Genomic DNA, 20,078 nt, shown 5'->3' on the forward strand with positions numbered 1-20,078 from the left:
ATTTCACGTTTGAGTAGAAAATCAGCACGTCTCCGCATCATGTAAATCAGATAATTGCTGTTCAAGTGATTCGAGTAATTGTTTCCCCTCACCCGCATCAATCAGTTCAAGACGTACCGCAAAATCAATTTGACGGGATAATCCGAACATTTGTGTATCCAATACTTCCTCGTAAAGAGGACATTGTGGCATCGTTAAATTCGCAAGCTGGACCTCGATCAACCGGCGGATTTTTTGTGCATCCGCTTCTAGTAGCTCAAGAGCGCGCTGGCGATGAACTGTCTCGATTTCAGTTGACAATCCAATCCCTCCTCATGAAATGACGCGTTCCTGTTATAGCTAAACTTTACCTTACTTTCGCCAACAATTCAACGTTTCGGTATAATGGATTTGTTGGACTTACACATTTAGGGGGTAGAACAAATGATTTTTCCGATTAACGGTAAAGTACGACATCAGTTAACGATTGATCCGACAGTCTGGATCTTTGATGAACGAAAGGTGGAAATCGAGAAAATCGGTCAACCAGCCGACACAAGTGAACAAGAAGCGTACTACGCGAAAATGGGGGCTGCGTGGGATAAAGGCATCATGGAAGGCAGTCGTACGGATCACAATCGTCCGATGACACGTGCTGAAAAAGAAGCTGCGCTTCAAGGGTCATTCGCCATGGCGCTTGCGCCGTTCATCCGGAATGCCGAGCTCTTACCGGACGCGATCGCTATTCGTTTCGAAGGCGAAGAAACGGTTGAACTTTCACTTGAGCAACTCGACGAAGTGTATCTGCAGTTCTCACAAGACGGCAAAGTGTTAGCAGATGGACCCGTTCATCTGTTACACGGACAACGGATCGTCAAATCCGTTCATACGGTTACCGTCATATAAGGAAAACGTGGTGCGCCTGAATAGACGCACCACGTTTTTTCATAGTAAATCGGCTGCGAGGCGTGCCAAGTTCGAGCGCTCCCCTTTGACGAGTTTGACGTGTCCCGTCATCTTCTCATTTTTAAGTCGTTCTACAGCGTAGGATAGACCATTGGAATACTCATCTAGATACGGATGATCAATCTGTTGCGGATCCCCGACTAACACGATTTTCGAGTTTTCACCGACACGTGTCAAAATCGTCTTGACTTCATGTTTCGTCAAATTCTGCGCTTCATCGATGATGATGAATTGTCCCGGCATACTACGTCCCCGGATATACGTTAACGCTTCCAGTTGAATCGTCTTCATTCCGGCGAGAATGTTACCTAGTTCGTCTCCCGATCCCGTATTGAAAAGGTGTTCGAGGTTATCATAGATCGGTTGCATCCACGGACGAAGCTTCTCTTCCATTTCACCCGGCAAGTAGCCGATATCGTTTCCCATCGGTACGACAGGACGAGCAACGACCAATTTTTTATATTTATGCTCGTCTTCCACTTGCAGGAGACCCGCAGCGAGTGCAAGTAACGTTTTTCCGGTACCTGCCTTACCAACGAGTGTCACAAGTGGTACATCGTCACGTAATAATAACTCAAATGCCATCCGTTGTTGGACGTTTCGTGGAATGACGCCCCAGACTTGATCGACATCGATCGAAAGTGCTCGAATGATTGGCAGGTTCTGATCAACGACGGCGATGGCTGAAGCTTTCGACATGTTACTTTTTAAGATGACGAACTCATTCGGTTGCACTTTTTCTGGCAAGACATCCACCGAAAGGCGTTTGTCCTGATAGAAGGCATCAATATATTCCTGATCGACGGTCACTTCGATGAATCCTGTATAAAGACCGGTCAAATCAGCGATATGATCCGTCATATAGTCTTCAGCGACTAATCCATACGCATCCGCTTTGACGCGGACTAAGATATCTTTTGAGACGAGAATGACATCTCGTGGGGTCGCTTCGGTTTGTTGTTCCTGATGAATCGACCACGCCAGTTCAATGATCTTATTATCGTTTGATTCATGCGTAAACGGCGAACCTTCATGAATGGAGTCCCCGATATCGACGCGAAGAATACCGCCGTTTCCGAGTGGCACTCCCGCATGAAGCTGACCCGTTTCTCGTAATTGGTCTAAAATGCGAGCTGTTTCTCGTGCATTACGTCCAACCTCATCCATGTTGCGTTTTTTTCCATCTAGTTCTTCTAGTACGATCGCTGGTATGACGACGTCGTGCTCCTGGAATTGGAATAGAGAAAGTGGATCGTGAAGCATGACATTAGTATCAAGTACGTATATTTTTTTCATTCCATCGTTCGCCCCTTTAGAGTCGAGTTTGTGATGAATGTTACGCTTTTAGGATGCGATGAACGAGTTGATCCAACCGTTCAGCTGCCTGTTCATCGTATGTTTTTTCGATAGTTGGTCGTTGTGTGACAGCTGCTCCGTAAAACAAGATGTCACGTACCTCCTCAACGCGTCCCTCATAAAAAGCGAGTGGCAACGGAAGGTCTTCTTGCGGCGTAAACGCCTTGACGTCCGTACATGTTAAGCTGTACGTCGACTGATCTGCAAAAAAGATCAATGTGAAGACCGGATGTTCTCGTAATGTTTTAACGAGATGAGAATCTGCTTCGATTGTAAAACGAATCGTTTGTGAATCCGTCGCATGTACCCAACTGATTGCATGTGTGATGGGCCAATGTTTGGATTGATCATGCGTAATCAAAAAAACGAGTGGTAATTGCGATAGTGCTTCTAGTTGACCTGAGTTGAGCTGTTGTTCAACTTTATTTGCCATGACATCACCCCCTCTACGACTTAGTGATGATATTTCGAGATATACTTCTCGTTTCCCTTTTTTACATCTGAATAATCTTCTAATATGATATACTAAGAAAAAAAGGGAGGACCTGACATGCGAGTGAAATGTACGATTTGCGATAAGCGTGAAACGATTGATGATTGGTCCTTCACGGCGAAGCGATTACGCAATAAACCTGTTCGTGTCCATATCTGTGATGAGTGTCGATCACGCGTAGAAGAACGGACACTTGAACGCCACGCTTCTGGACAATTCCATTTATACCCGACTTGGGAAACGAAACGAAAACACTGGTAAACAAAAGGTCTGCGGGAAAATTCCCTGACAGACCTTTTATTGTTCATCGATTGATTCGAACGAGTCGATCATCATCTGCCGATGGATTCCCTCTTCCGTCCGTATTATTTGTAATATAGTAAATCGATGTCTCGTCAATCCAGACATCTCGAATCCGACCTTGGTTTTTGACGATCGTCTTGACTTGCTTCGTCTCTAGATCGATGGTTTGTAATCGTTGTCCGACAAGTGTTGCAAAATAAAGTGTATCCTCTGCTGTTGCAACTCCACTTGGTGCAACAGATTGTTCTCCTACTTCATACCACGGCGTCACCAGTCCGTCTGCTTGCTCTTTCCCTTCAATCGTCGGCCATCCATAATTCTTTTGTTCGATTCGATTGATTTCATCGTGCCCACTTTGCCCATGTTCGCTTGCATACAGTTGATCATCGACGAAAACAAGTCCTTGTGGATTCCGGTGACCGAGACTGTAGACGTATCCTTTTTGATTCCCCTCGAACGGTTCTCCTTCAGATGTGATGCGTAAAATCTTTCCTGCCAATGAATCAATGTCTTGCGCCAGTTCAGGATTCGCTGCGTCTCCTGCTGTGACGTAGAGCGCGCCTTCAGGTCCCCATTCCAGCCGTCCACCGTTATGAATCGTCGCTCCGGGAATATCATCGAGTAAGACACGTTCTTCCGTCCACTGGTCACCCTCTTCTTTTATCGCGATGACGCGATTCGTCGCTTGTCCTTGTTTGGCGTACGTATGGTAGACGTATGCCGTCTTATTGTCCTTAAAATCAGGATCAAGTACCATTCCAAGCAATCCACCTTCTCCTTCAGCGAGGACATCCTCTTTCAGCTGAAGGCGCATCCGTTCATAATCATCTTTTTCTCCTTTGACAATCGTTCCTTCTCGTTCCGTGATGTAAAATACTTCTCCTTCTCGGACAATATTCCACGGAGCGTTTAGCTCTTTAAATACGACGCCTTCTTGCGCTTGAGATGATTGCGTCGCTTCTTGATCACCTGAATCCTGTTGATTGTTTTCTTGTGTCGGCTGATTCGTTTCCTCTGTTGACGATTCTTCTGACGTTTGTGTACACCCCATCAGGATACCCGCTAACAGTAGGGGTATGACATACCTTATTTTCACTGTTTTCTCCCCCTTTTAGTATCATTGTTCCCGCTACGCTTTAAATCATGCATCTGAATTGGCTCAAAAAAAAGAACGAACCTCCGAAGAGATTCGTTCTTTTGATTCATGACATGCTTCCGTCAAGAAGCTGTCCGTTCACGTTCACGCTTGACCATCCACATCCGGAAGCGATAAATACCAAGTACGAAGACCATCGCTAAGAGTACTTCAGGAATCGGCCATGTCCAGAAGACAAGCGTCAATGCTGCCGAGAAGACGGCGAGCAAGAGATAGACGATCAGTGATTTCCACCATGCTAGTTCCTTAGCAAATCCTAACTTAAAGACGATAAGTGTCAAGATGACGACGGTAATCATTAAAGGATAAAATCCCGCTTCGATGTTATTCGGATCACTTCCGATACCGAGAAGTTTCGCGATGAACGGAATATCGTATTTCGAGAAATCAGAAGCAACGGCAGCTTGTGCATTCATTGCCAGTCCCCCTATTCGTTCAAGACTTAATCTTTACCTAGACGACGACGTTTTTCTTGCTTTTCACGTTCGTTCTTATTCAAGACTTGTTTACGGAGACGAACCGATTGTGGTGTGATTTCACAGTACTCATCTTCATTCAAGAATGTCAACGACTCTTCAAGTGAGAAGACACGTGGACGTTTAAGAACGTTCGTTGAATCTTTTGCAGATGCACGCATGTTCGTTAATTGTTTTGCTTTAACGACGTTGACAGCGAGATCGACATCACGGTTACATTCGCCGATGATCATACCTTCGTATACTTCAATACCAGGCTCGATGAAGATCGTTCCGCGGTCTTCAAGAGCTGAGATCGCGTAAGCAGTTGCTTTACCTGTTTCGATTGAGACCATAACTCCACTACGACGTCCACCAATATCCGCTTGGATGAACGGACGGTATTCTTCGAATGTGTGGTTCATGATTCCGTATCCGCGTGTAGCAGAAAGGAATTCGTTACGGTAACCGATCAAACCACGTGAAGGAACGATGAATTCCATTTTTGTTTGACCGTTGTCCATTGTTTGCATGTTCGTCAATTCACCTTTGCGGAGACCGATCGATTCCATGACAGAACCTGTGTACTCTTCTGGTGTATCGATGACGACGCGTTCGAATGGCTCGACTTTGACGCCTTCTTCTTCTTTGATGATTACTTGCGGTTTCGATACTTGAATTTCGTATCCTTCACGGCGCATGTTTTCGATCAAGATCCCGAGGTGAAGTTCCCCACGACCAGAAACGATCCAGCGGTCCGGTGAGTCTGTGTTTTCGATGCGAAGTGAAACGTCTGTTTCGAGTTCTTTTTCAAGACGCTCTTCGATTTTACGTGAAGTAACGAGATCCCCTTCACGACCAGCGAATGGCGAGTTGTTGACGATGAATGTCATTTGAAGCGTTGGCTCATCGATACGTAATAATGGGAGTGGATCAACGTGTGAAGTCGGGCAAACCGTCTCACCGACGTTGATATCTTCCATACCAGCGATCGCAATCAAATCTCCAGCTTTTGCTGTTTCGATTTCGACACGTTTTAGACCGAAGTAACCGAACAACTTCGTAACACGGAAGTTCTTCGTTGAACCATCAAGTTTTGAAAGCGAAACGCTATCACCAACTTTGATTTCTCCACGGAAGACACGACCGACACCGATCCGTCCGAGGTAGTTATCATAGTCAAGCATCGTAACTTGGAACTGAAGCGGCTCCATTGTGTTATCGACAGGCGCTGGTGTGTGCTCAAGAATTAAATCAAGAACGTTTGTGATTGTATCTTCTTGTTTCTCTAATTCAGGTTCAAATGAACTTGAGCCGTTGACTGCCGATGCATAAACGACTGGGAATTCGAGTTGATCTTCGTCAGCTCCGAGGTCGATCAAGAGATCAACGACTTCGTCGACGACTTCAAGAGGACGGACCATCGGTTTGTCAATTTTGTTGACGACGACGATTGGTTGAAGTCCTTGCTCGAGTGCTTTTTTCAAAACGAAACGTGTTTGTGGCATACAGCCTTCACGTGCATCGACAACGAGGATAACGCCATCAACCATACGCATGATCCGCTCAACTTCTCCACCGAAATCGGCGTGTCCTGGCGTATCAACGATGTTGATGCGTGTGTTCTTGTAATCAATTGCAGTGTTTTTCGCAAGAATCGTGATTCCACGTTCCCGCTCGATGTCATTTGAGTCCATTGCGCGTTCTTCGACTTGTTCGTTCGTACGGAACGTACCAGACTGTTTTAAAAGCTCATCGACTAATGTTGTTTTACCATGGTCAACGTGGGCGATGATCGCAACGTTGCGTAAATCATTTCGTACTAATGTTGTCATAGGTGTGTACCTCTTTCTATTCATTTAAATAAATCTTATCATACTTTCGGTCAACTTTAAGAGTATAGCACAGGTAGAGTCCTAATTGGCAATGACTAAGATTCGACATCAGTCCGAAAGCCTTTTCATTATCCTTCATTCACGCTACACTGTTAACGTACTCACGGGTAGAGGGGGAAAAGAACATGCGCCTGCTATATTTATTACTCGCCATGCTTGCCGTAGGATCCATGGCAGCCATCGGCATCTTCATCGCGGAACAAAACGTCCCGATGACGATCGCCTCTGTCATCTTGATGATTGTTGCGATGGGTGCTGGGTTCGTCTTAAAGGCACGTTTACGAAAACAAGCATGAGCAAAAAGGTTCCTTTCGTTCAAGACGAAAGAAACCTTTTTTCAATCCTCTTGTGTTTGTACGAATGTCAAAACATCTTCAACGAACGTCTGGCTCCCTGCTAGCACGCTCGTTTGTTCGAGAAATGACATCGATTCACCTGTGATCGTTCCGACACGCCCACCGACCTCTTCAATCAATAACTGACCGGCTGCGTAATCCCAAGGCATATTACGCATCGTGATATACCCATCAACGCGTCCTGCAGCTGTCCATGCAAGTTCAAGTGATGCTGCACCAATTGCTCGTACACCTACCGCGTGTCGCACGAGCGGAGCAAGGCGATCCGTATTGATCCGGCGATTCGGTGTCACCCAGGTCGCATTCATACAGATGATTGCTTCTTTAACACTCCGCTCCTCGATTTGTGGTAGTCGTATGCCGTTTTGATAAGCACCATGCCCCTTGATGACATGGAACAACTCGTCAGCCATGACATCGTAGACGAAACCATAGCGTAACTCACCATCCACCATAATCGCGATCGAGATGGCAAACATTCGTTTTTGACGAATGAAGTTCATCGTTCCATCGATCGGATCAACGAACCAGATCGTGCCTTCGAGTGTATCAGGTCGAGCGATTCGTCCCTCTTCCCCATAAATATGATGATTCGGATAGCGATCTAAAATACCTTGGATCAATAAATCCTCGACGGCTTGATCAATCTCTGTCACTAAATCGCTTTTTCCGGTTTTTTGTTCGACGTGATACGAACCATCAATTTTTTCTCGAATGTACTTTCCCGCTCGTTTGATCAAATCTATCGCATCCAACTCAATCTGCATTTGAGTTCACTCCTTCATCATTGTTTCCAGCTTCTTCTATAGTAACAAAAAAAGAAAACCAGCGAACAGTTCGCTGGTTGAAGAGTTGATATTTTATTATAAGGTAGAGATCGGAACGTTGAAATCAAGCTTCAAGACGTACCATCTCTTGACGATATTTTTCGAGGCGCTCTTTACTTGCGCCAACAGCTTCTGCGTCACTTGCCACCATCGCATCGTGTAATGTAGCAAGCTCATAATCGATTTCGAGACGCAATACAGGAATGCGTTTTTCTGCATCTTTTCTCTTGTATGCTTCTATCACTTGTTTCACAGTAACCACACTCCTTCGCGGGATAAACAGAGGTTTAATTTGTCAGACAATTGCGACTTATTAGTGGATTGAATCTATAATAGTACGATTCAACTTAGATGTAAAGCATCTAATTTTAAAAAATACAGTTTCACATATTTGTAAGGCCAACGTCTTGTATGTAGTATATAGCCGCTTCCTTTCCACTTTAAACAAATGTTGATCATTTCCCGCACATTTCCAGTCGGATTAAAAGATAAGACTCCTACGCGATCGCATAGGAGTCTTATCTTCATGATCCAATTATTTCTTCATACGAACAATCGGTTCTTCCTGACGTTTCGCTTGTTGCATCGTCCGATAACTCGAACAACCGGTCTCTTCCATATAAAACTGATCCCACTGTTTTTCCTCGGATTTCGAGGTGACGATTTGCTTGAATTCACGATACGCTTCGAGCAATCGTTGTCTTTCAACACCTGTCTCATACGCTTGCTCGACTAAATTAAAGAAGTCGATGACTTTCACGATTTCTTCAGTCGACCAATCGGAATTGAGCGGATAATTCAATGCCATCATTCCCACTTCCTTTCTGCACTTTTCTATTTTACACGCAAAAGAAGCATAAAACAGTTGCAACCGTCCGAAAACTTGTTATAGTTAGCTTGTTTGATTGTATTTTTATTCGGTTTTAAGGGGGGAAATCTGGTGCAAACAAAAAGCTTAACACAGCTCGATACACCTTTATTCGATGCGCTACTCGCGCATGCGAAACGTCAACCAATTCAATTTCATATTCCCGGTCATAAAAATGGTCAGGGAATGGATCCAGCCTTTCGATCGTTCATCGGTCAGAATGCGCTCGATATCGATTTAATCAATATCGCTCCCCTTGATGATCTCCATCATCCAAAGGCAATCATTAAAGAAGCTCATCAATTGGCAGCTCAAGCCTTCCATGCCGACGAAACGTTCTTTTCCGTACAAGGAACTTCAACGGCCATCATGGCGATGATCATGAGTGTCGTCGGACCTGATGATAAAATTCTCGTTCCTCGGAACGTGCATAAATCGGTGATGTCAGCTATCGTTCTTTCTGGTGCGCATCCGATTTTCATTCACCCTGAATTCGATGAGACATTCGGAATCGCACACGGTATCACACCAAGCGCGGTAGAACGTGCCCTTGCACTTCATCCCGATACAAAAGCCGTTCTCGTCATCAATCCGACCTATTTCGGCGTTGCTGGTGACTTAGAGAGCATCGTCAAGCTTTCCCATAGTAAAGGTATTCCGGTACTCGTCGACGAAGCACACGGCGTCCATATCGCCTTCCACGAAGATATGCCGTTGTCAGCGATGCAAGCAGGAGCTGATCTTGCCGCAACCAGCGTGCATAAACTCGGTGGCTCACTTACAGGAAGCTCTGTCCTGAACGTTCGTCGCGGACTTGTCTCTCCAGATAAAGTTCAAGCAGTGCTCTCGATGTTGACGACGACATCGACATCTTACCTGTTGCTGGCTTCTCTTGACTGCGCTCGGCGTCATCTTGCGATCAACGGTGAAGCGATGAATCGTCGGGCACTTGAACTTGCGACACGGATGCGCTTTGGATTAGCGAAGCTTCCTTATCTCGCCGTTTTCGGTGAATCCGATCTTCATTCGAGTGCGACGTTCGCCTTTGATCCAACGAAAGTGCTTGTTTCCGTCAAAGGGCTTGGCATTTCTGGTCACCTCGTCGAAGAGTTCTTACGTGAAGAACATCGGATCGAAGTTGAACTTTCTGATTTGAACAACATTCTCGTCATCATCACGTCTGGTGATTCAGAAGAGACGATTGATGCCTTTCTACATGCGATGTCGTTACTTGTCGCACGTTATCAAAATAATGGCGCCGAGACGACTGATCATTCGATTGTTCTTCCAGACATTCCAGCGCTCGCTCTCAGTCCTCGTGATGCATTCTATGAAGAGACAGAGACGATTCCGTTGGTCGATGCGGTCGGGCGGATTTCGGCTGAATTCATGATGGTATATCCACCTGGTATTCCTATCTTCATCCCAGGCGAAATGATCACTGCAGACAACCTTGCCTATATTAAAGAAAACATCGAAGCCGGTCTTCCGGTTCAAGGTCTTGAAGATCATTCGCTTGAGACGATCAAAGTCATTCAACAATCGAATGCGATTCGGTGAAGACAAGATAAAGCAGTAATCCTTATTCAATGAGGATTACTGCTTTTTTTGTCATTTCATTCTGCGTATTCATCGTTTGGTGAACAAGGAATGAATGCTGCGAGTGCTTCACCGATTACTTCGACATCCTCTCGTTCAATCGCAAATGTACGAATTAAGACATCTCCATTCAACACATCCTGTTGATCGAGTAACGCTGACTGACCACCGGTTAAACTGACGACAAGTACTTTCCCGAAGAATTGTCCCGTACAGACGACAGCAAAATCATAGCGGGCGAGTGCAGTCGTCCAGCCGACAAAACGAACCTTATCCATTTCCGATACGTAATACAGCTCCTCTAAGGTAGTCACGGATTCCATGTGCGTCCACCCTCTCCGATTTTTACTTTTTCTTTTCCTTTTTTGTATCAAGACCAAACAAAAAAACACCTCATACACGGTCGGCTCCCCGTGTATGAGGTGTTTCGATATTATTTAATGATGTGGATTGGGCTACCGATTGCAACTTCAGCAGTTTCCATTGCGATTTCACCGAGTGATGGGTGTGCATGGATTGTGAGTGCGATATCTTCAGCTGTCATACCAGACTCGATTGCGAGTCCCATTTCAGCGATCATATCAGATGCGCCTGTACCAGCGATTTGCGCGCCGATCAAGAGACCATCTGATTTACGAGTGATCATTTTCAAGAAGCCGTCTGGCTCGTTGAGTGCAAGTGCACGACCATTCGCAGCGTAAGGGAATTTAGACGCGATGTAATCGAGTCCTTCTTCTTTCGCTTGTGCTTCCGTGTAACCGACTGTAGCGAGTTCTGGATCTGTGAAGACGACCGCTGGAATCGCGCTGTAGTCGAGGTATGCAGGGTGTCCTGCAGCTGCTTCAGCAGCAATTTTAGCTTCGAATGAAGCTTTGTGTGCAAGTGGTGGTCCTGGAACGATATCACCGATTGCGTAGATGTTTTCGTTTGAAGTACGGCACTGATCGTCGATTTCGACAAGACCACGGTCGCTGACTTTGACTTCTGCCATTTCAAGACCAAGATCACCAGTGTTCGGACGGCGACCGACAGTAACGAGGACGTAGTCCGCTTCAACTGTTTGTGCTTCACCGTTGACTTCGAATGTTACTTTAACGCCATCTTCCGACTCTTCTACACTTTGAGCAAGTGCTTCGTTGTGGATTGTGATGTTACCTTTTTGTTTGAGCTTTTTCTTAACGACTTGCGTCATAGCAGGCTCGAAACCAGAAAGGATGTCTTTTGTTCCTTCAAGAATGACGACTTCTGTATCGAAGTTCGCATACGCTGTACCAAGCTCCATCCCGATGTATCCGCCACCGATGACGATGAGTTTTTTCGGGATTTCAGGAAGGTTCAATGCGCCTGTTGAAGAAAGGACGCGTTTTGACCATTTGAAAGCTGGAAGTTCGATTGGAGTCGAACCTGTCGCGATGATACATTTCTTGAATTTGTAAGGAGTCGAAGAATCTTCGTTGATGATACGGACTGTATCTTCTGATTGGAAGTAAGCTTCCCCAACGACAGTCTCGACTTTGTTCCCTTTAAGAAGACCACTAACGCCGCCAGTCAATTTGTTGACGACAGATTGTTTCCAAGATTGAACTTTCGAGAAATCGACAGTTGCATTCTCAGAAGTGATCCCCATATCGCTTGCACCTTTAGCATGCTGGAAGTTATGTCCTGCAGTGATCAAGGCTTTTGATGGGATACATCCAACGTTTAAGCAAACACCGCCGACGTTTTCACGTTCAACGATTGTTACTTTCATACCGAGTTGCGCGCCGCGGATTGCAGCAACGTAACCACCAGGGCCAGCCCCGATTACGAGTAAATCAGTTTCTTGTGCGAATTCACCTACTACCATTGCTTATCCCTCCATGATGAGAAGTTGTGGGTCGTTCAATAGGCGTTTAACTAAGTTAAGCGCGTTTTGTGCAGTTGCACCATCGATGAGACGGTGGTCGAAGCTGAATGAAAGTGCAAGAACTGGTGCAGCAACGATTTCGCCGTTTTTAACGACTGCTTTTTCAGCGATACGGCCGATACCGAGGATTGCAACTTCTGGGTGGTTGATGACTGGTGTGAACCACTGACCGCCAGCAGAACCGATGTTAGTGATCGTGATTGATCCGCCTTTCATCTCTTCGCCAGAAAGTTTACCTTCGCGTGCTTTACCAGCAAGGTCGTTGATGTCGTCAGCGAGTGAGAAGATCGATTTACGATCTGCATCTTTAACGACTGGTACGACAAGACCGTTGTCTGTATCTGCAGCGATACCGATGTTGAAGTAGTTTTTGTAGACGATTTCTTCGTTTACATCGTCGATTGATGCGTTGATTGCTGGGTATTTTTTAGCAGCAGCAGTCAATGCTTTTACGACGAACGGAAGGTAAGTCAATTTCGTACCTTGAGCAGCCGCAACTTCTTTGAAGTTTTTACGGAGTGCTACGAGGTTCGTAACATCGACTTCGTCCATGAGTGTTACGTGTGGAGCTGTATGTTTCGAGTTAACCATTGCTTTCGAAATCGCTTTACGGATTCCTTTGATTTTCTCGCGTGTTTCAAGTTCAGGTTGAGCAGCAACGTATGGCTTAACTTCTGTTTTTGGTGCAGAAGCAGCTGCAGCTGGTGCTTTTTCTTCTGTTGCTGGTGCTTCAGAAGTTTGACCACCGTTTGCGAATGCATCGATGTCTTCTTTGACGACACGACCGTTGTCTCCAGAACCTTGGACTTCACGGATGTCGACACCTTTTTCACGTGCATATTTACGGACAGATGGCATCGCGATGACGCGTTCTGATTTATGGATTTGAACCTCGTTTGGTTTGTCTTCCACTTTTTGATCCGTATCTTGAACGTCTTTCGCGTTGTCTTCAGCTTTTGGTTGCTCTGCTTCTTCAGAAGGAGCAGAACCTTCGCCTTCGACTTCGAAAGTGATGAGGACGTCGCCAACGACAGCTACGACACCTTCGTCAACTTTTACTTCTTTAACAGTACCATCAACTGGTGATGGGATTTCAACGACTGCTTTATCGTTTTGTACTTCAAGAAGAACGTCGTCTTCCTTGACAGTGTCGCCCGCTTTTACGAACCACTTTACGATTTCACCTTCATGAATACCCTCACCGATATCCGGCAATTTGAATTCAAATAAACCCATTTGAATATGCCTCCTTTTAGTTCACTCTTCTAGTCGATTGTTATCTGTAAAAACGGAAGCAAGGAGAGAATGAACCCCTCTCCTTATTTTCCGAAATGCTCTTAGAAATTGTAGACAGTTTTGACTTTCTCAACGATATCTTTGTGATCTGGGATCCAGACGTCTTCACCTTGTGCGAATGGGAAGATTGTATCTGGAGCAGCAACACGAAGAATTGGCGCTTCGAGGTCAAGGATTGCACGTTCTTGGATTTCAGTTGCAACCATTGCAGCGATACCCGCTTGTTTTTGTGCTTCTTGAACGACGACGACACGGTTTGTTTTCTTGACAGAAGCAAGAATCGTATCGATGTCGATTGGGCTGATTGTCATCAAGTCGATGATTTCGACGCTGATGTTTTCTTTTTCGAGCTCTTCAGCTGCTTTAAGTGAAGCGTGTACCATCGCACCGTAAGTGACGATTGTTACGTCTGTACCTTCACGTTTAACATCAGCTTTTCCGAGTTCGATCGTGTAATCGCCCTCTGGCACTTCACCGCGGAATGAACGGTAGAGTTTCATGTGCTCGAGGAATACGACTGGGTCGTTGTCGCGGATTGACGCGATCAAAAGACCTTTTGCATCGTAAGGTGTTGAAGGAATGACAACTTTAAGTCCTGGTGACTGAGCCATGAGTCCTTCGAGGTTATCTGCGTGAAGTTCCGGTGTTTTAACACCGCCACCGAATGGTGAACGGATTGTAACAGGTGCACTGTATGTGCCGCCTGAACGGTAACGGAGACGCGCAAGTTGTGCTGCGACTGAATCGAATACTTCGAATACGAATCCGAAGAATTGGATTTCCATGATTGGACGGAATCCTGTCAGACTGAATCCAACAGCAAGACCACCAATACCTGATTCCGCAAGTGGTGTATCGAAGACGCGGTCTTCGCCGAGCTCATCTTGAAGACCTTCTGTCGCACGGAATACCCCACCGTTTTTACCGACGTCTTCACCGAACAAGAGAACTTGTTCGTCGCGTTTCATCTCGACGCGCATTGCGTCAGTGATCGCTTGGATCATCGTCATTTGTGCCATGGGTTATTTCGACTCCTTTGCTGTATACTCATCAAGCTGCTCTTGCAGGTTTTGTGGAAGCTTCTCAGCCATCACGTTGATGAAATCTGTAACTTTTTGTTTTGGTTCTTTGTCAGCTTGTGCAAGTGCTTCCTTAACGTCAGCTTTTGCTTGCTCGATGACTTCGTTCTCTTTATCTTCGTTCCAAAGACCTTTTGCTTCCATGAAAGCACGGAAACGGACGAGTGGATCTTGTGCTTGATACTCATCATCCATGTCTTTTGTACGGTAACGTGTTGGATCATCACCAGCGAGTGTGTGTGGTCCATAACGGTAAGTCAATGTTTCGATCAATGTCGGAACACCGTTGAGTGCTTCAACACGCGCTTGTTTCGTAGCTGCGTATACAGCAAGAACGTCCATACCGTCGACTTGGATACCATTGATACCAGCAGCGACAGCTTTTTGAGCGATTGTTTTCGCCATAGATTGTTTTTCGACAGGTGTCGAGATTGCGAAACGGTTGTTTTGAACGACGAAGATTGCAGGTGCTTTGAAAGCTCCAGCGAAGTTCATACCTTCATAGAAGTCACCTTGTGAAGAACCACCATCACCTGTGTAAGTGATTGCGACTTGTTCTTTACCGCTTTTCTTAAGACCGAGAGCAACACCAGCCGCTTGAACGATCTGCGCACCGATGATGATTTGTGGCATTAAGACGTTAACACCTTCAGGGATCTTACCACCTGTGATGTGACCGCGTGAGAACAAGAATGCTTTGTAAAGTGGGAAGCCATGGAAGACCATTTGTGGAATATCACGGTATCCAGGAAGAATCCAGTCATCTTTATCCAAAGCGAATTGCGTACCGATCATTGACGCTTCTTGTCCAGCTACTGGAGCATAGAAACCGAGACGTCCTTGACGGTTAAGTGAGATTGCACGTTGGTCCCAGATACGTGTGTATACGAGACGGCGCATTAATTCCGTAAGCTCTTCATCCGAGAGGTCTGGCATAGCGTCTTTATTGACGACTTCACCTTTCTCGTCAAGAATGCGGAACGTTTCAAAGTTTTCTTCCACGTTTTTAAACATGTTTACGTTCATCTTTTCACCTCATCCTTTCACTGCGTTCAGCGAAATATTCCTCTGACTGATTTGCCCACATGACAATAGTGTCCAAAAAACGAAGTCCCGTGTGACTATCCTTTGAACATGTGTCTGTGTACCTATTCAGTTGAGTAAACTGTATTATCATGAATCGACACGTTATAGTGTCTTGTTCATTACGTTACAAGTATAAATCTGTAACACCTTAAAATCAAAGGAAATGTTTTATTTTTTTCGCGTTTCACATTGTGAATTCAATCACAAAACTAGAATATTCCATCTTCTGTATCATTCGATATTTTCCTACTGTGTTAGTTGTCATCATTCCCCACTTTCCTATGCTATACTTTTTGTAGACGAAAGGAGTGTTGTTCATGATCACCATGAATGAAATCGTACGCGAAGACGTTCCTGCTCTTCACGAACGGTCAGTAGAAGTGACCTTCCCTCTCAGCGATGAGGATAAGGAAACGATGCGACTCATGCGCGAGTTCCTCGCCAACAGTCAAGATGATGAAATTGCGAAGAAATACGATTTACGAAGCGGCATTGGACTTGCAGCACCACAAATCGGTGTCAACAAGCGCATGTTCGCGATCCGCTTACCGGATGGTGATGATTTGCTGGAATTTGGTATCTATAATCCAAAAATCATCAGTCATTCCGTCGAGCAGACCTATTTAACGGGCGGCGAAGGATGTCTGTCCGTCGATCGTGAAGTCGAAGGACATGTACCGCGCTATATGCGTATTACCCTAACTGGCATCGATCATAACGGAAATCCTATAAAATTACGTTTAAAAGGGATGAAAGCAATCGTCTGCCAGCATGAATACGACCATCTAGATGGCGTCATGTTCTATGATCGGATTGATAAAAAAGAACCGTTCAAGGAATACGGTCCTGCCACGTAATTCAAAAATCCTCGTTTCCGTTTCGGAGACGAGGATTTTTTTGAATCAGACTTCCATGATGATCGGCATGACCATTGGATGACGTTGTGTTTTTTCTGTTAAATACGGTGTGAGCGTATCATTGATGACTTGTTTGATGTCCGTCCATTTCGTATTACGGTTCGCAAGCGATTGATCAAGCGAACGCTTGAGTAGACGTTCAGCATCTTTAATCAAATTACCCGACTCACGCATGTAGACGAAACCACGCGAGATGATGTCCGGTCCAGAGACGAGACGATTCGTCTTCGAGTCAAGCGTCACGACGACGACGACGAGTCCCTCTTCTGAGAGAATACGGCGATCGCGTAAGACGATGTTTCCGATGTCTCCGATTCCTTTTCCATCGACATAAACGGCATTCGCTTGAATCTTCCCAGTGATAGCGGCTGCATTCGCATCTAATGCGAGTACTTCACCGTTATCCATGACGAAGCAGTTCTCTTCCGGTACACCAGCATCCATCGCAAGCGACATATGCTTCTTCAGCATCCGGTATTCCCCGTGAATCGGCATGAAGTATTTCGGATTCAATAGACGTAACATGAGCAACTGCTCTTGTTGACTACCGTGACCTGATGTATGGATATCATTCAGTTTACCGTACATGACATCTGCGCCAGCTTTATATAGCTGATTGATCGTCTTTCCGACAGAAACGACGTTTCCTGGGATTGGGGACGAAGAGAAGATGACGAGATCATCCGGAATGATCGAGATTTGACGATGTGTTCCGTTTGCGATACGGCTAAGTGCAGCCATTGGTTCTCCTTGTGAACCGGTACAAAGGATCGTCAACTCATTTGATTTATAACGTTTCATCTCGTTCGGCTCGATGATCGTCCCCTTCGGTGCTTTGATGAAATCAAGTTCTTGACCAATCATCATGACCTTGTCCATGCTACGTCCGAAGACGACGATTTTCCGTCCTGCTTCTACAGAAGCATTGACGACTTGTTGCAGACGATAGATGTTCGACGCAAACGTCGCGAAGATGATCCGTCCTTCCGCTTTACGGAAGATGTCTGAGATCGTTTCCCCAACGACACGTTCACTCATCGTAAACCCTTCCACTTCTGCATTCGTTGAATCCGATAGAAGACACAATACGCCTTCTTTACCGAGTTCAGCCATTTTCGCTAAATCAGCCGGCTCTCCGACTGGCGTGAAATCGAACTTGAAGTCCCCTGTATGCACGATGTTCCCTTGTGGTGTTTTGACGACGACACCGAACGAGTTCGGAATCGAGTGTGTCGTACGGAAAAACGAGATGCTTGTCTTCCGGAACTTGATGACCGAATCTTCATCGATCTCATGCAGTTCCGCGTTGCGAAGCAAACCATGCTCTTCTAACTTCACCTTGATGAGACCCATCGCAATCTTACCAGCGTAAATCGGTAAGTTCACTTGTTTAAGCAAGAAAGGCAGACCACCAATGTGATCTTCATGACCGTGTGTGATGAAGACGCCTTTGACCTTATCCTTGTTCTTGATCAAGTACGTGTAATCTGGAATGACATAGTCGATTCCAAGTAATTCATCTTCTGGGAACATGACACCCGCGTCAATGACGATGATCTCATCTTGGAATTGAACGACATACGTGTTCTTCCCGATTTCCCCGAGTCCACCGAGTGCGAAAACGGCGGCCTGATGGTTTTTGACGAACTTCATTCGAACGTCGCAACCTTGAAATCAGGATGTTGTTGTTCGTATGTCAAAAATTCTCCGCTGACTTCGCGGATGAACTCGATGTTGATATCTTTGAGGTGGTCAATCGTTGATCGCACGTCACGAATGCTTTCCCCTTCTACATACATTGTTTCTGTCCGTTCACGAACAGGTGCTTCCGAACGAAGCGGTTGGTAAAATACTTTAAAAATCATGCCTAGCAACTCCTTATCAGTACATTGTTTTTTGTCCTTAGTACAGTATACACGATACATGGACTATTTTTCATCCTTATTCGGCATGTTCCCTTCCGGCAACACGCTTTTGGTTATGCTATACTTTCACATGAACAGGTCATTTCGACCAATTAAAAAGAGAAGGTGAAACCATGGCAAATCAGAAAGTCGTCTTTTTCGATATCGACGGAACCTTATTGCATGATGGTCATTTTGTTCCGGAATCAACAAAACAGGCAATTCGTAAGCTTCAAGAAAATGGTGTCTATGTAGCCCTTGCAACTGGACGCGGACCTGCGATGTTGTCTGGAATCCGTGAACTACTCAACATCGATACGATTATCGGCTATAACGGGCAAATCGTCGTTCATCAAAATGAAATCATCTACAAACGTCCACAACCTAAGACGGATTTAACGCATTTAACGCAACAAGCGAAAGAAAACGGGCATACACTCGTTTATCTTGGCGAAACAAAAGGCTTCACGACGAAATCAAATGACACGCATGTCGTAGATTCGCTCGGCGAACTCGACATGCCATTACCGATTCACGATGAAGAAGCTTTCTTATCGCATGATGTTTTCCAAACGCTCGTCTACTGTACGGCCGAAGAAGAAGCGGATTATGTTAAACGGTATGACGCATTCGATTTCATTCGTTGGCATCCACACGCAATGGATGTCATCAATGTCGGTTCCTCGAAAGCAGAAGGGATCAAACAATTCCTGAAATTGACGAATATTCGCCGCGAAGATACCTTTGCATTCGGTGATGCTTTAAACGATTTAGAGATGCTCCGCTACGTTGGAACCGGTATTGCAATGGGCAACGGGCTTCCAGAAACGAAAGCTGCCGCTGACTATGTCACGAAACCAATCCTTGAGGACGGTATCGCACACGGATTAAAAGAATTCCAACTCATTTAATTAAGTAAATGTAAAGCTGAGGCGCGCCTCAGCTTTTTTTTAGTTCTTCACTTTATGAATCGCACGCTCTAGACGGTCGAGATCCTCATTTTCACCAATGACGACGAGATAGTCCCCTTTTTCAATCATTTCATCAGCTTGTAGAGAAATCAGAACGTTTTCTCCACGTTTAATGGCGACGACGTTCGCTCCGTATTTGCTTCGTAGATCAAGGTCGATCAATGTTTGTTTTGCCATCCGGTCACTGACTTTAATTTCAACGATCGAAAATTCTTGAGATAAGTCGAGATAGTCAAGAATATTTGAACTCATTAAACCATTTGCAATCCGGACTCCCATATCCCGTTCGGGGTGAACGATGAAGTCTGCTCCAATTTTTCGTAATACCTTTTCGTGGTAATCGTTCGTCGCTTTAACGGTGATCGATTGTACCCCAAGCTCTTTTAAGATCAATGTCGTCAAGATGGATGCTTGAATATTTTCACCGATGGCAACGATGACATGATCGAAGTTTCGGATTCCTAGACTTTTTAAGACATTCTCATCCGTTGTGTCCGCGATGACGGAATGCGTCGCAATTCCCATGAATTCATTGACGCGCTCCTCGTCGGAGTCAATCGCTAAGACATCGTAGCCATTTTTCGATAATTCACGGACAATCGAGCCACCAAAGCGCCCTAGTCCAATTACTGCAAACTCTCCATTCATTTTCACAACTCTCCTTCA

At 45.4% G+C, this 20,078-nt stretch carries 23 protein-coding genes; 6 read left to right on the top strand and 17 right to left on the bottom strand.

Annotated elements, in window-relative coordinates:
- Positions 1-21 precede the first annotated feature (21 nt).
- Entirely contained in the window at positions 22-300 is a 279-nt protein-coding gene (locus KNQ08_RS07550) for an Fpa/YlaN family protein (protein WP_023468835.1), read from the bottom strand.
- Positions 301-423: 123 nt separating this feature from the next.
- On the opposite strand from KNQ08_RS07550, the gene KNQ08_RS07555 reads away from it, so the two are divergent.
- Positions 424-885 carry a hypothetical protein gene (locus KNQ08_RS07555; RefSeq protein ID WP_214805192.1) on the top strand — a complete coding sequence of 154 codons (462 nt, stop codon included), beginning with the start codon at positions 424-426 and terminating at the stop codon, positions 883-885.
- A gap of 39 nt (positions 886-924) precedes the next feature.
- On the opposite strand, the gene KNQ08_RS07560 is transcribed toward KNQ08_RS07555, so the two are convergent.
- A complete protein-coding gene (locus KNQ08_RS07560; protein ID WP_023468837.1) occupies positions 925-2,241 on the bottom strand; it encodes a PhoH family protein in 1,317 nt (438 codons plus the stop codon).
- A 40-nt stretch (positions 2,242-2,281) separates the two neighbouring features.
- The gene (locus KNQ08_RS07565) at positions 2,282-2,734 is read right to left on the bottom strand and encodes a PNPOx family protein (protein WP_149427636.1); all 453 of its coding nucleotides are present in this window, start codon (positions 2,732-2,734) and stop codon (positions 2,282-2,284) included.
- Positions 2,735-2,851: 117 nt separating this feature from the next.
- Between KNQ08_RS07565 and KNQ08_RS07570 the strand changes: the two genes are divergently transcribed.
- The gene (locus KNQ08_RS07570) at positions 2,852-3,055 is read left to right on the top strand and encodes a YlaI family protein (RefSeq protein WP_029342171.1); all 204 of its coding nucleotides are present in this window, start codon (positions 2,852-2,854) and stop codon (positions 3,053-3,055) included.
- Positions 3,056-3,098: 43 nt separating this feature from the next.
- On the opposite strand, the gene KNQ08_RS07575 is transcribed toward KNQ08_RS07570, so the two are convergent.
- The 3 genes from KNQ08_RS07575 to typA all read right to left on the bottom strand — a co-directional run bounded on the left by KNQ08_RS07575 (position 3,099) and on the right by typA (position 6,543).
- A complete protein-coding gene (locus KNQ08_RS07575; RefSeq protein ID WP_214805194.1) occupies positions 3,099-4,193 on the bottom strand; it encodes a PQQ-dependent sugar dehydrogenase in 1,095 nt (364 codons plus the stop codon).
- Positions 4,194-4,315: 122 nt separating this feature from the next.
- Positions 4,316-4,669, bottom strand: a complete 354-nt coding sequence (locus KNQ08_RS07580) for a YlaH-like family protein (protein WP_214805196.1) — start codon at positions 4,667-4,669, stop codon at positions 4,316-4,318.
- 26 nt (positions 4,670-4,695) lie between these two features.
- Entirely contained in the window at positions 4,696-6,543 is a 1,848-nt protein-coding gene (typA, locus tag KNQ08_RS07585) for a translational GTPase TypA (RefSeq protein ID WP_023468842.1), read from the bottom strand.
- Positions 6,544-6,728: 185 nt separating this feature from the next.
- Between typA and KNQ08_RS07590 the strand changes: the two genes are divergently transcribed.
- Positions 6,729-6,899: a DUF5325 family protein gene (locus tag KNQ08_RS07590; protein WP_214805198.1), complete on the top strand. Its 171-nt coding sequence runs from the start codon at positions 6,729-6,731 to the stop codon at positions 6,897-6,899.
- Positions 6,900-6,940: 41 nt separating this feature from the next.
- On the opposite strand, the gene KNQ08_RS07595 is transcribed toward KNQ08_RS07590, so the two are convergent.
- The 3 genes from KNQ08_RS07595 to KNQ08_RS07605 form a co-directional block, all read right to left on the bottom strand.
- Positions 6,941-7,726, bottom strand: a complete 786-nt coding sequence (locus KNQ08_RS07595) for an inositol monophosphatase family protein (RefSeq protein ID WP_035396699.1) — start codon at positions 7,724-7,726, stop codon at positions 6,941-6,943.
- Between the two features lie 124 nt (positions 7,727-7,850).
- Positions 7,851-8,039: a hypothetical protein gene (locus KNQ08_RS07600; RefSeq protein ID WP_023468845.1), complete on the bottom strand. Its 189-nt coding sequence runs from the start codon at positions 8,037-8,039 to the stop codon at positions 7,851-7,853.
- A gap of 282 nt (positions 8,040-8,321) precedes the next feature.
- Entirely contained in the window at positions 8,322-8,594 is a 273-nt protein-coding gene (locus KNQ08_RS07605; protein ID WP_023468846.1) for a UPF0223 family protein, read from the bottom strand.
- 132 nt (positions 8,595-8,726) lie between these two features.
- Between KNQ08_RS07605 and KNQ08_RS07610 the strand changes: the two genes are divergently transcribed.
- A complete protein-coding gene (locus KNQ08_RS07610) occupies positions 8,727-10,214 on the top strand; it encodes an aminotransferase class I/II-fold pyridoxal phosphate-dependent enzyme (protein WP_035406702.1) in 1,488 nt (495 codons plus the stop codon).
- Between the two features lie 56 nt (positions 10,215-10,270).
- Here KNQ08_RS07610 and KNQ08_RS07615 read toward each other — a convergent pair whose 3' ends face one another.
- From KNQ08_RS07615 to pdhA, 5 genes are all read right to left on the bottom strand, one after another.
- On the bottom strand, positions 10,271-10,576 hold the full coding sequence (locus tag KNQ08_RS07615) for an SAV0927 family protein (RefSeq protein WP_023468848.1): 306 nt from the start codon (positions 10,574-10,576) through the stop codon (positions 10,271-10,273).
- Positions 10,577-10,686: 110 nt separating this feature from the next.
- Positions 10,687-12,099: a dihydrolipoyl dehydrogenase gene (gene lpdA, locus KNQ08_RS07620; RefSeq protein ID WP_064299598.1), complete on the bottom strand. Its 1,413-nt coding sequence runs from the start codon at positions 12,097-12,099 to the stop codon at positions 10,687-10,689.
- A gap of 3 nt (positions 12,100-12,102) precedes the next feature.
- The gene (locus tag KNQ08_RS07625; RefSeq protein ID WP_023468850.1) at positions 12,103-13,395 is read right to left on the bottom strand and encodes a dihydrolipoamide acetyltransferase family protein; all 1,293 of its coding nucleotides are present in this window, start codon (positions 13,393-13,395) and stop codon (positions 12,103-12,105) included.
- A 101-nt stretch (positions 13,396-13,496) separates the two neighbouring features.
- Entirely contained in the window at positions 13,497-14,474 is a 978-nt protein-coding gene (locus KNQ08_RS07630) for an alpha-ketoacid dehydrogenase subunit beta (RefSeq protein WP_023468851.1), read from the bottom strand.
- A gap of 3 nt (positions 14,475-14,477) precedes the next feature.
- Positions 14,478-15,560, bottom strand: a complete 1,083-nt coding sequence (gene pdhA / locus KNQ08_RS07635; protein ID WP_023468852.1) for a pyruvate dehydrogenase (acetyl-transferring) E1 component subunit alpha — start codon at positions 15,558-15,560, stop codon at positions 14,478-14,480.
- 377 nt (positions 15,561-15,937) lie between these two features.
- On the opposite strand from pdhA, the gene def reads away from it, so the two are divergent.
- A complete protein-coding gene (gene def, locus KNQ08_RS07640; protein WP_029342180.1) occupies positions 15,938-16,477 on the top strand; it encodes a peptide deformylase in 540 nt (179 codons plus the stop codon).
- A gap of 45 nt (positions 16,478-16,522) precedes the next feature.
- On the opposite strand, the gene rnjA is transcribed toward def, so the two are convergent.
- Positions 16,523-18,190 carry a ribonuclease J1 gene (rnjA, locus tag KNQ08_RS07645; protein ID WP_035396693.1) on the bottom strand — a complete coding sequence of 556 codons (1,668 nt, stop codon included), beginning with the start codon at positions 18,188-18,190 and terminating at the stop codon, positions 16,523-16,525.
- Complete coding sequence (locus KNQ08_RS07650; protein ID WP_023468855.1) at positions 18,187-18,402, bottom strand: DNA-dependent RNA polymerase subunit epsilon; 216 nt, start codon at positions 18,400-18,402, stop codon at positions 18,187-18,189. The genes rnjA and KNQ08_RS07650 overlap by 4 nt, the downstream gene beginning before the upstream one ends.
- 173 nt (positions 18,403-18,575) lie before the next feature.
- Between KNQ08_RS07650 and KNQ08_RS07655 the strand changes: the two genes are divergently transcribed.
- Entirely contained in the window at positions 18,576-19,352 is a 777-nt protein-coding gene (locus KNQ08_RS07655) for a Cof-type HAD-IIB family hydrolase (protein ID WP_064299596.1), read from the top strand.
- A gap of 39 nt (positions 19,353-19,391) precedes the next feature.
- Here the strand turns inward: KNQ08_RS07655 and KNQ08_RS07660 are convergent, their stop codons facing one another.
- On the bottom strand, positions 19,392-20,060 hold the full coding sequence (locus KNQ08_RS07660; protein WP_023468857.1) for a potassium channel family protein: 669 nt from the start codon (positions 20,058-20,060) through the stop codon (positions 19,392-19,394).
- Positions 20,061-20,078: the final 18 nt, after the last annotated feature.

The organism is Exiguobacterium sp. s46 (assembly GCF_018618875.1).
GTDB classification, from domain to species: domain Bacteria; phylum Bacillota; class Bacilli; order Exiguobacteriales; family Exiguobacteriaceae; genus Exiguobacterium_A; species Exiguobacterium_A abrahamii.